Source organism: Psychrobacter sp. DWR1-2-3 (genome assembly GCF_049896465.1).
Lineage (GTDB): Bacteria > Pseudomonadota > Gammaproteobacteria > Pseudomonadales > Moraxellaceae > Psychrobacter > Psychrobacter maritimus.
Window position 1 is genome coordinate 1 of sequence record NZ_JAFCUJ010000012.1, and the last position, 16,455, is coordinate 16,455.

The following is a 16,455-nucleotide window of genomic DNA, read 5'->3' on the forward strand; positions in this document are numbered from 1 at the left end:
CTTGACGGCCTCGGCTTTAAATTCGTCACTGTAGCTTCTTACTTTCTTGGTCATGATAAACTCCGATTAATACGCTTAGTTTACCAAGTTTAGGTGTACGGTTTCTTCAGCATAGCTCACATTGACGATCTTAGAGTCAGCAGTGAGATTGGTTTTGCCACCATTGACGGAGAGGCTGGTGCCAGATCCTTTTATAATGTAAACACCCCATTTTTAATACAACATTATCATAGGTGGCGGTGTCATTGTTCATATAAATAAGAAAAGCTACGACCTCTCAGGTATCGTAGCTTTTTTTGTTATTTCAATTCACTATAAATATTGCAATGAAAATATATTATAGGATTTTAATGTAATACTTATAAATATACCGTAATTGATTTAACAATATGATCTTTATATTCATTCGAATAAGGTAATCTATAATCTGTATTAATATAAACTCCTTCTATTATATCTTCTGACTCCAATGGATTCGGCTTCAAATAGTGAGCATCTCCATACCCGTAATAAAAATCAAAACCCAGCTTATACTTCAGAAAATCAAGTCTATCACCTACTTTTAAGGTTTTTAACAAGCATCCCGAGTATTCATTCATCACATGAATATCAGTTAATAGGGGTACATCTCCAATAAACTCTAAGACTATATTATTATCCCAGTAGCAATAAATTTCGTTTATATAAGTACCATCTACACTCATTTCATTTCTATGAAAAATAAACCATAAACCATTGGTTGATAATACATTACACTCATTCTTTTTAACTTTATAAATATGTTTTGTATTTCTTTTAAAGTATTCAAAACTTATTCCTAGTTCAATACCGCCTGCCTGAACACCTGGAATAATCTCTGCATCTAGTATTGGTTCTATTTTCATCACTTAACTACCCATTGATAATTTTTCTTAATAATGACTTGCCCTTGAGGATTCATATATACTTGATTTGGTGCAATTGTACCAGTGTCAAAGGGTTTAGTAGGATCAATAACTCTTATTTGTGTACCATCATGCTTTACAAGTTTATAATATGTTTCATCGCCATGCTTGCCGCCTCCTGGATGATATTCCACTTCCTTATAAAGATTGTGACCTTCTATATCATAGTAATGGCTTCTTCCAGAGTGTTTTCCAGCCTTTGGCTCTCTTACAACTAGCGAGGCACGCTCCATCTCAAAACTTTCTTTAATCTTACTAATATCAGAACCCCAAATATTTGCAGGACTTTTTTCTAAATCTCTTGGAATACCAGCTTTTCGAGCGAGTTCTTCTCTGAATTGTAGCCGGTCATTATAGATAAAATTGGGTCTAGTGTTTTGAGCAACATTTGTACTAGACGTAGCATATCTACCTGCATTGCCAGAAACATTTTTAGCAGCTACTGTATATCCTAATCCACCAGTACCAAGAATATCGGCTGCTAACTGTATGTTTCTAGCACCTTCTTCTGTAAACCCTATGCTTTTCAAGTTTTTAATCAACTCACCTGAACTTTGCTGGCTAAGCGGTTTGCCATAGTTGTTAAATCCAGTCTTAATATGATCAAAAGAGCTAGTTGCCCCTGTCGATCCTGCAATAGCAGCGGCATAGCAACCAAGTCCAGCTGTCTGTGCACAAGCATATACAGTACCACCAATTGAACCTGCAACTCCAAAGCCACCACCAGTAGCTTGTAGTATTGGCTTAAGCTGAGTATTTAAAACACTTTGATCTGCTTTGTTTAATTTAAAATTTTCACTATCAAGATAGGTGATTATTAGTTCAGGATTGCTTTTTAGCTTGGCTAACGTTTGAGCTCTTAGATTCACATAGTTTTTCTTAACATACGGATTTTCAACGAAGTTTAGCATTTTACCGATAACATCATTGCAGTCGCCACCTGCAGACCTACATTTACCTTCAAATGAGCTCTTCTGAATGTTATATATTCTTTCTACCTCTTTTTTCGAAGCTTTATGTATATTTTTAAGATCCGCATAGTAGTAATTATTCTCAACTGCAACCTTGCTAGTTTCAGCGGCATTAGCTGCATCATTAGCACTACCTGTAGTCGCACCAATACCAGCACCCAGAACACTAGTAATAGCGCTAATTGTATCTTTCTGCTCTGGAGTTAGCTTAGTAGGATCACTACTACCATAGATGAATTTAGAAATTAAAGGAGTTGTAGCCTCACCTGTACCAGCTGAAACACCACCTGTTAAGGCATCATTACCAGTAGCATAGCTGATAGCTGCACCTAATATACCTTGAGCTAATATATGAGCAGCACTACCTTGTTCTGATCGATCGCCACCATCTATGCTATTAACAACCTCATTTGCTTTAAAATAGGTCCCAATCTGACTAGCGACAAATGGACTTGCGGCTTTAGCCACATATCCTGTCGCGCCATTGCTATTCGGTCCATAAATAGCTCCAGAGATGGCATCAAACAGTAAGCCTTGGTTTTGTACTTTATCCGCTTGTTTTATAAGTTTGTCTCTAGCATTTGTATTACCTAGCTGTCCTTGTTCCTCCGCTTCATCACGAAGCGCCTTCTCTTTAGCATTCAGCTCAGTCTTAATCTTACGCCGCTCTTGATCAAAGGCTTGGGTGATCTCTGTTTGTGCTCCTAGCTCCTCATTAACTCTTGTTGCATCAAACCCATTGTCAAGGGCTCCCGCGTACTCGGCCTGATTGTCCGTTGTGATACCACTGTTGCCTGCGATGCCCGTAATACCTGCTTTAGTGATACTGCTATCGCTGTCGCTATCTGTGCCATAGCCTAAACCATTACTATTAGCTTGTGGTTTACCTGTAGTATTACCCACACTTAAGCCCACAGAGATCGCATCACCCTCATAGCTTGTGCTGTTCTCTATATCTTGAGTGGTAATACCGCCTTTGCTGACATAGTTATTGAGTCCTGCTTGCAGGGCTTTGTCTGTGGTTGTAATCGCTCCACCAATAAGACTGGTTTTACCCTCAACTTCTAGATCAAAGCCGCCATCCCCTGTGAAGATCCCTGACTGCTGGCCCACCGCTTTATAGTCAGCATTGATGTCGGTCTTACCGCCATTGAGTGAGAGACTAGACCCTGCACCTTCTAAAGCCACATCAAGGGTAAAGCCCATGTTCTTTTGATTACTGTCATAAGTGGCGGTATCTTGTAGCGATTCGATGTTAACGTTGCCGCCTATCTTGCCTTGGGCTTTATTGGTATCAAACACGCCACCTTTTATGTTGACGTCATTGCCTATATGCAAGGTGCTGGTGCCACCGACTTTGATTTGGCTGTTAGCATAAGTGACTGAGTTGCTATTAGCATAGCCTTTGCCTTTGCTAGCATTAGCAGTGATGCCGCCGCTAGGGCCTTGTCCGCCAAAGCTGGCATAACCGCCTATAGCCGCGCTTGAGCTTGAGTTGGTACTGCGCGTTTGACCTGTTTGTGCCCCGCCATTAACGTTGAAGTCATTGTCCGCTTGGAATAGGGCGTTGTTGCTAACGTCTAGATTGCTACCGTTGATGTTTATATTACTATCAGTACCACCGCCTGTGGCGATAAGGGCAAGATTGTTGGTGGTGATGGTAGAGGCTTGGTTAACCTCGTTATAGCTTGAGCTATTAGATTGGCTCTTTTGTGTGCCGATGGTGCCTTGTATGCGAGTATTACCTATTCCTTTTAGGTTGCCATCGAGTAAATCATAACCCGCGCTATTGGCCTCTTTAGCCAATGCTTTGGCTTTCATCAGACCAGCAGCGGCTGCCATGCCTTTCATGCGCGTGCTGTCGGTGTTGCCCCCTGCGTCCACTAAGCTGTTGATGCTTTTGGCACTGTCTACGAGGCTGTTGGAGATTGCTACACTAAGACCCGTTTGCTTAAACTTCTGCTCGCTTTGATTGGTATGGACGTCCATGATATTATCGATGTTGATGTCTTTGGCACGGATGACGGTGTTGCCACGATCAGTGGCGTTGCTGATATTGCTAGTGTCTTTGTCGCTGTCAGCTCCCATTCCTGCGATGATATTGCTACCGGTTTGTTGGTAGCTGCCACCAGCGTCAATGATGACGTTGCCGTCGATGGCGCCTACTTGGCTTGCGGTGTGGGTCAGCTCGGTGCTGCTGTTGCTCTCATCGGTTTGCTGTTTGCCTAGGGTGAAGCCCATACCACTTTGAGCGCCAAATAGTCCTGATTTCTTCTCTTGAGAGCTGCTGCTTTGACTGGCAATGTTTTGCGCGGCTAGAATGTCGATGTCACCAGCAGCGGTGAGTTGAGTGCCGAAGTTGCTGGCAATGTTAGTGCCTCTTAGGCCGATGTTGTTGCCAGCAGCAATGCCGACGGTGTTGCCTTCAATGTTGCTGGCGATAGAGTTATCACTCTGAGAGTCAAAGCGATCTTGAGTGGTGGTGGTGCTAAAGGTGCCTTTGTCTGTGGTTTTGACGGCGCTGCTTAGGTTCTGTTTACTACGCCCCTCATAGAAGTTGACATTACCGTCGGCAATAATACCAACACCACCATTGATGCTGTTGATAGTGGCGGCAGTGCCGCTGATGTTGTTGCCTTTGATGATAAGGTGATTGTTGCTGCTGATTTGGCTGCCGATGTCAGCGGATGCGCCTTGGTTGTAGTAGTTGTTGTCATCAAGAATGCTATTGGACTGGTAGCTGGTATTGATGGCGTCAAGGTTAATATCGCCTTGGGTGTTAATAAAGCTACTGCCGCCTTGATTGTTAAGTTGACCTGCTGCAAAGGTGGTGTCGCCGCCAACAGTGGCAACTAAGGTCGTTAGGGGGTTGCCATCTTTGTCCGTTTTGCCTTTGAGCCCATCACCGACGTAGATGCTGGCTATTTGGCTGATGCCTGTGCGTCTGCTTGTACTAGCCCCTTTAACAGCTTCGGTGTTGTAGGTGGTGCTTTGGTTATTCAGGTCGCCGCCAACGTCAAGCTGCATGGCGTTGTCCGCTTGCAAGGTGCCGCCAAGGTTGTTTAAGTCATTGACCGTGCCAATCTGAACATAGTCGCCTGCAATCACGCCGCCGTTTTGGTTAGTCAAGTTGCCAGCATTAATCTTAACCTGTTTATGACCAACGATATTGCCTTGGTTATTGAGGTCATCTGTCAGCTGCATGTCGATGTTATTAGCAGCGATTAGGTTGCCTGTGCCATCTATTTGTCCCGCCGCTTGGCGGGTGTAGACTTTAGGAACTAAGACGCTTTGGGTGGTGCCATCGGGTAAGGCAACGTCCTGCTGTACGAGCCAGACGATATCTGTGGTTAGATTAGCGACTTGGCTTGCGGTGAGAGCGATACCGGGACGTAAATTTAGAGTCTGGGCGGCAGTGACACCTGCATCCATGAGCGATTTATACTGCGTATCTTGATCGCCGTAGTTGGCGAGGTAATAGCGACCAGTGAGCATCATGATCTGGTCGCGAATATACTGCTGCTCATAGTAGCCATCACCTAGGCGCTTTTGAGTAATACTAGGGTCAAATTGCAAACGATCTAATATGTAGTCTGAGCTCAGCCAGTTCTTATAATTAGCGAAGGCAGGATCGGTCTCAATCAGATAGTCGGCATCGCTGTCAGGATTGGTACCAAACAGGCCACTGTTGGGTAAGGTTGGCGCAGTGCTACTGCTACGGATTTCATCCGTTTCGCCTTTATCTATCTGCTGGCTACCCGTATCTATAACGTCATGAGAAATCACGACTTTGTCACTATCTTGCTTTAGGATGGGTAGCTGATAAGCGTCTAATTTTTCAGGGGCTTGAACATAAGGTCCTTTGTAGTCTTCTTCAATCTTGTGATCATCACCAAAGAAGCCGTCGGATTCAACATGTCGATAAACAACTTTACCATTTTCAACATATCTAGTTTTATAGCCTTGTAGATCCGACTCTCTAACATTTTTAACCGTATCACCCTTAATGATAAACCCTTCACCGAGTCCAAGCTGGCTTTTATCATTGTTTAAGTTATTACCTTGTAAGCTAATAACACCACCAGCTATAATTCTAGAGGGATCTGATACTACGGTTCTATCTTCGGTAATACGCTCATCAAAATCAAAACGCCAAAAATCTTCTCCACCACTGTCGCCTAAAGGTTTATTGGTAGCAATTATGTATAGATCTTCGTTCTTTAATTTTTCATCGTCACGGAATTCGACTTCGCTTCTATCATACTTTTTACTATTTCTACCATCAGCAAATTGTTGCTTTCCTTTATTCTCTTCGATGGTGAATTCTTGAGTTTTAAAGTCCGCATTGACGTTATTCAACAGATCTGTGCTGATCGTCATATCACCGACAGACTCGATAGAAGCGCCTTTATTGGTCACCGTAGTGGCACGGCCTATGGCTTGATGATTAGCATCTAAGCTGCCACCAATATGCAGCTCGCCATTACTAAGCAGACGAGCTTGACCATTGAAGTCCGTATTAAAATTACCAGCGCGCGCCTGATTGGGATTATTGTTTAAAGTAGTGACGCCGATATCTAGTCGATTGCGAGCCGCGATGACAGGCGCAGGAGCTGAGTTATCAGTATTAGTAATGACGTCCGGAGTATTATTGAGCGTGTTAGCTGCTATTGCGACCTGATCGCCGTAGATACGACCACCACTATAATTATTGACAGTACTGCCAGCATCTAAGTAGGTATTTAAGCCGTTAATTAATCCGCGATTATTGATATCAGTTTTTGCATTGAGTTCAGTTATGCCATTACTGATCAGCTCACCCCCAAGGGTGTTATCGATGCTATTGGCGCTGATAGTGAGCGCGTCTTGAGCCGCCAGTTTGCTGCTATTGCTAAAATTGCCTTGGCTAGTTAAGGCAAGAGTCTTGCCTTGAATATTATTGTTACTGCTATTGATAGTGATGTCATCAGTGACACTAATATCAGCACTTTGCATACCGATGATAGTGCCATCAGTATTGCTAAAGCCTTTGGCATTAATCGTTAGATTCTTATCGCTTTGGATACGTCCTTTAGTATTGGTCAAGTTACCACGGCTATCAAGAGTGATATCCCCTTGACTGCTAAGCTCTCCTTCAGTGTTATCAAACGCTGAGCTTTGGGTCGTGATAGTGCCATTAGAGCGTATTGAACCACTGGTATTCTCTAGCATGTTTTGTGCGTTAAGCTTAATATTACCGACAGCCTCGATAGTACCTTTAGTATTATTAATCTGATCCGCTGAGCGAATATTAATAGTGTTAGTCGCGGTAATCTGACTATTACTGTTGTCGAAGTTTGCCAACTGCCAGTCGATGTTCTCAAGCTGCAAGCGGCTACCGTTATTGGTTAGGCTGCCGTTATTAGCAATATCTAAGCGACTGACGGCTAAGCTGGATTTACCTTGGTTAACCACAGTGTCGGTAGCGATGTTAATTTTACCATTACTATAAATACTACCAGTGTTAGTGACATTACTGGCGCTGATACTGCCATCACGGGTGATAACAGGTGGTGGTACAGGATTGGGCTCAGACGGCTGCGTCGTATCGTTATTATCTATACCCACACTGCTGCCATTAGTCGCAGTTGTTGGTGGCTTTTTGGTAGGAATGACTGTAGGCGGAATGCTGGCGTCAGCATATAAATCTTGCCCGATAATACCGCCTTGTTGATTAACCAAAGCTCTGGTATCAATTGCCAGTTGACCACTGCCAGTTTGCAATAATTTACCGCTATTGTTTAGAGCGTTAGCTTTTATATCAAAGCTACCAGTGGCTATCTCACCTGAGTTGTTGATATTACCTGTTTGCTGCAAGCTTAAGGTGCCTCGGCTACTGATCACGCCGCTATTATCAAGCGAGCTACTACTGAGCGTTGCCGCATCTCTACTGCTGGCGATAGTGCCCGAGTTATTGATAGTGTTGCTACCAACATTGACAGCGACTTTACCTTGATTGGCAATCAGGCCGCCCGAGTTGATCAAATTACCATCATTGTCTAACTGCAGACCACCAGAGCTTGCAATGATGCTACCCGCATTGGTCACACCCATGCCTTTTTCAGTGCCGATCAGACGAATTTTCCCTGCATACATCGCCCCAAGCGCCGACACATCAAGCGCCACACCGGTTGTAGTGTTGATAGCATTACTATTCGCTGAAGTGATGACAGTGTCTTGAGCATCAGCCTCATAGCTGACTTTATTGCTACCAGTGATGACATCTAAATTCTTAGCGTAGATAGCAGCATTAATCTCAGAGGTCTTAGCTATAATCTGTGTGTAGTCAGAGCCGCTGGTATCCAAACCATCACCGTCTATACGAACCTTACCACCTGACACATCAAAGCCAGTTAGCTTGCCTTGATCCATCAGGGCTTGACCCGTCGTTAGCGTGGTGCGCGATGCATTGATAAAGCCGCAGCCGGCACAACTGATACCAGCAGGATTGGCAATCACCAGCTCAGCTCGTCCGCCTGCAATTTCAGTGTAGCCTGATAGGCGACTTGGATCACTTGAATTAACCTCATTTAAAATAACACGGGCTTCACCGCGAGCCAGATACGGATTACCTTCAACCCAACCAGCAAGCTGCGTCTGAGCATTGGTGCGACTGTTATTTATAATAGCGCCATCAGCACCGACATCAAACTGACTAAAGACGTTACGTGAGACGCCAGCCGCGCTTGGGGCTTGAATATTCACTTGAGTGGTGCCGTTTGAAGACTTTAATATGGTTGCTTGTTGATTGGCAGCAGCGTTACGATCAGCGACAATACTCGTGGCATCAGCATAAGCGTTATTACTGATACTGACGCTGCTAGCAACGATGGTGGCAAGCCCTAACGCCAATAATACATGTGAGCGCAGGGCTATAAGCCGACCGCCTTGATAGGTGCTATTTATTTGAGTAGCTGTTTGTGAAGCGCCTGCTACTTGGCTTATTTCACTACCGCCATTAGCAGGATTGCCTGTTTTGCCTTGAGAGCGTGCCGCCTCAGACACCACCATGAGCATACCACGGGCTTTATTAAAGATAACTCGGTAGCAACCACTGTTCATAATGATGTCCTTAGGTATAGCATTGTTTATGACAAATATTTTTTTGAGCTAAGAAATTTGATAACGCTTAGAGGCGAGTCTTAATACTGCCAACCCAAGCTAAAGCCCGTCACCCATTCTTTATCACTAAAGTTATCGGGCTGAGCTAAAGGATAACCGGCAAATAAATCATAGCTGGTTCTAATCGGCGTCACATAACCTTTAACCCCAACGACTCCACCAACCAGATGATTACCGAGCAGTAGATCATCTTGCGCAGCATTGTCGAGCTTGACATAACCGGCATCAATACCCGCATAAACTGTATGTGGCTTATCTCCTAGATAGGCACTCAGCTCTTGTCTTAGCAAAGCACCATGATCGCCACTTAAGCTACGCTCACCATCAAAGCCTCGTACACTATAGCGACCACCAATGCTAAAGCGCTCATTGGGTGTCAATGCCTCTGTCGCATATTGCCCTTTAAACGCTGCATGGTAATTGAGCGCTTTATCAGCAAGCTTGATAGGTTGATTGACATCAATGTTGGTTTTGATGATACCGGCACGCGCACTGCCTTCATTAAACAAAGCTTCAGGCGGACTGATGGCATTAAAGGCAGCGGTACCACGCTGATAGATCACATCACCTATCCATTGGGTTTTACCAATGATGGTCTCGTAACCAATACCTGCTTTATATCCTGCCGTGCGACGGCGCTGCACTTCAACTTCGGTATCATCGATATAGTTGTTTTGCTGCTTGGCATAACCACCTACTTTTAGGTAGGTTTTACTATGATTGTCACGGTGGACCAAATGGCTAACTAACGCTTCCGTGTTATAAGACTCACCGCTATAGACATAATCTTGATTGGCACCGGCAACCGTCTGATCATAGTTGTAGCCGCTGTGCGTGAGGGTCAGTTGAGTATTATCAATAGGCAATACATACCCAACGTTATAGCCCCAACTGCCATCATTCTTGTCATTACCGCCATCAAGATCATGGTTATAAGACAGATATAACAAATCGTTATGCCAGGTTGGGTTGTCTAGTGACAAAGTAACGTTACCTTGATAGATACCCGTGCTCTCTTGACCTGAATCATCAACAGACGCAGACAAGCGCCAGCGCTTGTCTTGCTGCCACTTGACTGCAATATCACTATAGCCCGGCGTGCTCATACGGCTACTTGGCGCAATGGAGAAGTCTGCATCGGCCGTAGGCACACGCTTAAAGTTCTCAAGCGCTTGTTCAATATCACGAACGTTTAATAAGTCACCGGAGCGCATTGGCATGGCAGGTGCGAAGTTGGCAGGGTTGCCCCCACTATTGAGGCGACTATCGACATAAATAGGACGACTGGCTTTAATGTCGACAGCAGTTATCTGATCGATACGTCCAGGAATGAGGGTGAGGAATAGATTGCCAGATTTTAGATTTTGGTTTTGTACCAAGACGCGAGTGGTCACGTAACCTTCTTCAATAATACGGTTTTGAACGTTGGTGACTAGTCTGTTGATGTCATTGACGGATAAACAGCTGCCAAGTAAGGAGGACTTACCCATTGTAAAAGGGGGCAATGCAAAAGTGAACTTCTCGCTCAGCTCGCCCGTTAGATAGATATGATTGATATCAAAACAAGGGAGAGAGGTGGGGTCAGCACTCTGAGAAGCAGAAGGTGTGATAGAGGCTGAAGGCGCAGGTTTGAAGACGTTGGTATCGATCGTGACATTGGGATTAACGAGCTGTTGCTGCTTTAAAGCTTCGCTACGCTGCTCTTGGTATTGCTCAGGCGTGATAGCCTGAGCGGCCATGCTCATAAAAATACTTGCCATACTAATCGATAAAAACTGCCACCCATGTCCTGCTCTATTCTGACCAAAAATACTTGTATACATAAGTCCACCATTTTTATAGTGGCAAAATTATGCTATTGATAGCAGCTCATTGCAAGCTTTTTTTGCATTGTCTATTAATATCTAATTCATTGTTTTTAATATACTTTTAAGTGCTTACTTTGTATTAAATGGATACTTCTTTATAGGAATAAGCTTATTTAGGTATGTAGTTGTACTCTCAATAATATTTTTTAGCTTAAGTTATGATAAAAACTAATAGCATTAGTTGAAAAGTTCAGTGAATGGATGTCAGTGACATGTTATGTTGAGGTAGACACACAAAAAATGCTGTTCCTATTACTCAAAAAGCGTGTCTGTATAATAGGCGGACTTTATAATACTGGTTAAATAGTTTTGGCACTATATCTGTTATTTTACTGTGCGTTATATTTAGCGGATTCTTTTATTTACCATAACGTCCGTTATGGGGATACGTTCGGTGCGCTGTCAACGAACCGAACTGCTAGTGTTAAATATGAGTTTAATGACTATAGAATCGTCAATACAGGCCATTACCATTAAAGTGTATGGTTAAAAAATTTAAAGTTTAGTTATACGAATTTGACAACGGGAGTTGTTTTTTGCAATGTGAAGGATTATTCATAAGTGGAAAAACTATTATTTTTTATCTTTTTTTAGATTTTCTAACTTCTCCATGTGTCTTTTTTGCTCTTCTTTAATTGCTTGAGTATGACAACGACAAATTTGACAACGAACTGCTTTTGAATTTGTATTTTTACCTAATTCTTCATACCAATATTTCTGCTCTTCCGCAGACCACATAACGAGCTTACTGCAATCTAAACATGGATATACTAAATCATAGTAGTATTTAGGTGCTATTCCATAAGTATTCTCACTGACTCCCCAATTTTCTGGATTCACAAGTAGTCGATTTTTGCTCTTTGTGCGTGTGTATTCCAATTTTAATATTCCTCAATTATAACAAAATAAGATTTTTAACACTCTCTAAAAGCTTTTTCTTGGCTCCTCAACTAAATATTATTTTATTGAACAATTGACCATAGTAGTTGTTTGCACAAAATAACTATAATTAGTCATAAAGTTTTAGCTTTTCGTTACTTTCTAGCCGTACATCAGTTAGACCGTAGACTGCTCATAAAAGTCATAGATTAGGCTAGAAATGAACAAATCTTGCGAACCACTTTATTCTGAAACCATAACGCTGAATTTTCCGCTATTATTGCTAGTCATGTATCAGACGGAAACAAGAAAGTGCGGTATGTTCCCTGTTTTGTAAATCCAAGTTATTAACCTGCAAAGTATAAGATATGGTCACAACTCACTCTATCAAATATACTGGAAAGTGCACTATGTACAACAAAAAAGTAAATATTAATAAGTGTCTAAACCTAATTTTATCTATATTGTCAGTTGCTGTACTTGCTACGCTCTCATCAATGGCAATCGCTCAAAGCACACCTAACCAGTCTTTTAACGTATCAAGCGTTACTGACAGCTCATCAAGTTGTGACATCTACAAGCACGTTGAACAGTCTGACACCTCCATTGATCTGAATAATGTCACACAAACGCCAAATGGTATTGAAGTTCATTCTAATGACTTAGATCTTCAAGTGGAAGACTTTCAACCATGCAAAGCCAGTAAGCCATTCAGTAGTGACAAAGAGGCTATTGCGCTGTACCAGCAACTTGAACACGACTTAGACAAGATAGCGGAGATAATTATTCGTGATGTACCAGAAGGCTTCTCTAAATATAAAGGTTTAGATAATGAAGAACTTGACCAAATAATTAAAAACGTAGAACAGGTAAAACAGAAAAAGCACGATCCAGACAAGTTCATAAACGTATACATCTATATGGCGGTTCATAGTTATTTAGGCGAATTCGTACCTAAAGACGATGCTAAAGCCGTGCAGTATATGAGCTATGTGGTTGACTACCATCAAGCCTTTAGCCCTAACGATGTATCACCATTACTTAATTATATGGTTGCGGTAGCAATCACAGAAAAACAAAGACATATCAGTGATAACAATCCTATTAATTTACAGCATGAGACTGAGAGTAGTGTTGAAGCCGTGACTGCTTATTTGCTATTCAAAGCAGGGCACTTGGACACGAAGGCTATATTAGTAAAGAGTTGCATCAGTCGAATGAATAAAACGCTTGATGATTCCACGGTAGACATGATTCACCAACTATTCGACCCAAAACTTAAGGAGCTTGAAGATCTCTCCAAGCAAGGAAGTTATGTTGCTACAAATGAATTAACAGAATTATACGAGCGGTTAAAAACCATTGATCTAGATTATGCCGAACAAGCAAGGCGCTGGGAAGATCGAGTTGACACTTTGCCCTAGCCAGATATTAACTGGAATGAGGTAATTTCACTGGTTCGATTCCCTAGTGAGGACTTGAATGTTTGGCTGTAGGTTAATGATACCAATGGTGTTAATTGTTTAGGTAGTCACAGTCTACTTGTTGATGATATTTCGAGGTTTTTCGATGGGTTCGACCTTATGTAAAGGGTGTGAAGCAATTTATCTTAAACTTTTAGAAACGCTCTGACGTAAATGTGCATATGTCATTAGACTCTGTATCAGCATGAAAAATATCCATTACACCAATGAAGTAGAGAAATTTTTTAATTATTTGTCATAGTATATATCAAGATAATTAAAATAATCATATGAATAATTTGGATTGGAACAAAAGCAAGTGCGTATTGAAAACCACCCGTAATTGCCGCATTAATTGATTTAGAAATTGCATGTGTCGCTAAACCTAATAATAAGGCGAGCAATAAAATAGGGTTAGTTGGGTTCCCTTGCATGACTACGGCAGCCATTGCTGCATGCACCTCAAACATAGAACTCAGTACGGTTCCTGCGATAAGACCGGCGTCACCCAGCCATAAACTTAAACCATAAACAAGTACTTGAATAATAGTAAGTGTGACTACAATGATACCTGCCTCTTTTAAACTAAACATGGGTGTATCAGTTAACTTAGCTTTCTCTTCGGATCGAGTTTTTCTCATCAACCATATCCCAGGAATAATTAAAACTATCATGGCAATAATAGAGGGGAATAATAAGATTTTAAGCCAACTAAAACTTACACCTGCAACAATAATAAGAAGCTGTACCACTGTTGCGACACAGGATATAAGGGCAGCTCCAGCATTTTCTTTTGCATCTGCACGACCCTGACGAACTTCTATTCCAAGGCTTGCAATCGTGGCTGTACTGGATATAAATCCTGATGCTAAAGCAGATAAAAATATGGCGTGGCGTGATGGTAAAAGCCTCTTTGCCATATGTGCTAGTGCTTGAATGGCTAAAATCAATATCAATAATTTTAAAATAATATAAGGATTTAGTACTGAACCCCAAAGATCATTATTGGGGGTTAAAGGAAGTGCAATTAAAAGTAAAGCCAGTAAAAAGATACCATCTTTAAATTCACGCTCAGTAATCCATCTAACCGCTACTCCATGCATTGAATGCTTTGTCACTAGAAGGAAAGTAAGGACGACGGTAAGTGCCGCTGCATAAGGAATATGCCATAAACATAGTCCGCCTATAAAATAGGTGAGTATAAAAGCAAGTTCAGTGGTGACACCTGGATCTTCAATTTGTTTATGAATAGAGATGATACTTATACCCCCTACTATCAATGCTCCTATGAGTCCCATAAACAAGCCGAAAGAAAAACAAATTGCCCCTAATAGAGAGCAAATTGCAAAAGATCTAATACCTGCAAAGCTGTGTTGATTCTCACGTTGTTTGCTACGCTCTCTTTCTAGACCAATGAGTAGTCCACAACCTAGTGCTGCAGTAGATGCAGTAATTAAGTTTTGGACAGGTTCAATCGTAAATGTATTTTCTATTATGAAATTCATCCCACTCTCTATGACCCCTGCTGTCAAATCCGTATAACTAAACTTGGGAGATTTTGATTACGCAGCATGACGATAAAAATCAAACCACACCTGTCTTGGCGATCTATATCTCAACAGAACCAGTCATTTTACGCTTTAAACCTGTTAATAGACCACTTAAAATAGACTGCTCTAATGGAAACACTTATAACAGACTGCCCCAGTACTATCAAAGACTCAGCACGCTGACACAATACAATAGCCTTCATTCGCTTTATTCTGCCAGTTAGATAAGGTTTCCATGGCTATCTTAACTGCTTTGCAGTCGCTAAGATATTGCCATTGTTCTCTAGAATTTCTTCAGAATAGCTCAATCTGGCTTTTGACAAATGCTAAACAGCTTGTTATGATAAAAAAACATCGTGGGTTTACCGCTACTTCCAGCGCGATGAAAAACAAAGACTGGTAAAACGCACACCTCCTTTTTGCTCTGTAAGGTGACTGTGTCGTTTCAATTTGACACAGACAGAGCAACAGGAGATTTCTTTATGACTACTTCTAGTCAATTACATCCAAACTTTAAGCCTCTCAATCATTTTCCTCATACTCAGCTACTGAGTCTTATGAGCGCTTTCTGCTATTCCGCTTTTTTAAGTAAACCCATAAAACCGCTTCATAAACCTTTATCAGTCTCAGCCACCGGTATACAAAGCTATGTTAAGCATATGGCTTACCTTGGTTTTATTATTGTGCCCAACTAATCTACATTTAGACACATAGCAATAAGACTAGCTAAGAATTTGAATGCATTCACCTCATTTAACCATCATTATTTAACAGGCATTAAAAGGTAACCTTATGACAGTATACAGCGATAAAACCAACCAAGATGACAACACTAATAGCAAGCAAGATACGGGCGTTGAAGACTGGATGACACAGATACGGGATTGGATTGATAACCATAATATAGCAGGCAGCTCTGACAGCACCGTCCCTCGTGAACCTGAAGCGTTACGCCAGTTAGAGCGACTGGATTTGGGATATGGAAAATCAACGAGTTATAGTTATATTGATAATAAGTCAGTATTACAAAGCGAAAGTGAGTCTACTGAGCCATTACCTAGCGCTATCGGCCATTTAAAAAATCTAAAGTATCTTAGACTCAGAGGTTTTAATGAGCTGCCGGACGAGATTGCTCAACTAGAGAAATTAGAGACGCTGGTGTATATGGACTGCGATTTCACTGAATTCCCAAAAGTACTGTGTAAGTTAAAGAATCTTAAAGCGCTTAAGATTTTTTCAAAGAGCTTAGAGAGGTTTCCTGATGAGCTCGGTAATCTCTCATCGCTTACCCATTTTGATATGAGGGGATCTAAGGTTCATCACTTACCAGACGCTATTGGCAATCTAAGCAAGCTTACTAGTATTGAGCTGTATGCCAATGAATCATTAAAGGCTTTGCCTGATAGTATCGCAAACTTAACGAACCTTGAAAAACTAGAGATACGTGCTTCTGACCTCAAAACCCTGCCAAGTTCTATAGGCAATCTATAGTTAAGTCTCTATAAAATCGATACAGCCCATATCATGAAACAGTTTAGGTAGATTATTCTCCATCCACCCTTGGCGTAGAAACTTAGCCTGTGCCCACTTCTTCTCGATAGGGTTCAGATCAGGGCTGT

General features: G+C 41.8%; 7 protein-coding genes. 2 read left to right on the forward strand and 5 right to left on the reverse strand.

The window, feature by feature from the left end:
* Positions 1-359: 359 nt before the first annotated feature.
* From ACP7AA_RS12930 to ACP7AA_RS12945, 4 genes are all read right to left on the reverse strand, one after another.
* On the reverse strand, positions 360-884 hold the full coding sequence (locus ACP7AA_RS12930; protein WP_426223815.1) for a hypothetical protein: 525 nt from the start codon (positions 882-884) through the stop codon (positions 360-362).
* Positions 884-9,016, reverse strand: coding sequence for a hemagglutinin repeat-containing protein (locus ACP7AA_RS12935; protein WP_426223816.1), 8,133 nt, complete (start codon positions 9,014-9,016; stop codon positions 884-886). The genes ACP7AA_RS12930 and ACP7AA_RS12935 overlap by 1 nt, the downstream gene beginning before the upstream one ends.
* Positions 9,017-9,096: 80 nt before the next feature.
* Entirely contained in the window at positions 9,097-10,899 is a 1,803-nt protein-coding gene (locus tag ACP7AA_RS12940) for a ShlB/FhaC/HecB family hemolysin secretion/activation protein (protein WP_426223817.1), read from the reverse strand.
* A 618-nt stretch (positions 10,900-11,517) separates the two neighbouring features.
* Positions 11,518-11,784 carry a zinc-ribbon domain containing protein gene (locus ACP7AA_RS12945; protein WP_192528748.1) on the reverse strand — a complete coding sequence of 89 codons (267 nt, stop codon included), beginning with the start codon at positions 11,782-11,784 and terminating at the stop codon, positions 11,518-11,520.
* Positions 11,785-12,233: 449 nt separating this feature from the next.
* Here ACP7AA_RS12945 and ACP7AA_RS12950 point away from each other — a divergent pair, with 449 nt between their 5' ends.
* Positions 12,234-13,247 (forward strand): hypothetical protein, encoded by a 1,014-nt coding sequence (locus ACP7AA_RS12950; RefSeq protein WP_426223818.1) that lies wholly within the window; start codon positions 12,234-12,236, stop codon positions 13,245-13,247.
* 284 nt (positions 13,248-13,531) lie between these two features.
* Here ACP7AA_RS12950 and ACP7AA_RS12955 read toward each other — a convergent pair whose 3' ends face one another.
* Positions 13,532-14,791, reverse strand: coding sequence for an MgtC/SapB family protein (locus tag ACP7AA_RS12955; RefSeq protein WP_426223819.1), 1,260 nt, complete (start codon positions 14,789-14,791; stop codon positions 13,532-13,534).
* Between the two features lie 837 nt (positions 14,792-15,628).
* On the opposite strand from ACP7AA_RS12955, the gene ACP7AA_RS12960 reads away from it, so the two are divergent.
* Positions 15,629-16,327: a leucine-rich repeat domain-containing protein gene (locus ACP7AA_RS12960; protein ID WP_426223820.1), complete on the forward strand. Its 699-nt coding sequence runs from the start codon at positions 15,629-15,631 to the stop codon at positions 16,325-16,327.
* Positions 16,328-16,455: the final 128 nt, after the last annotated feature.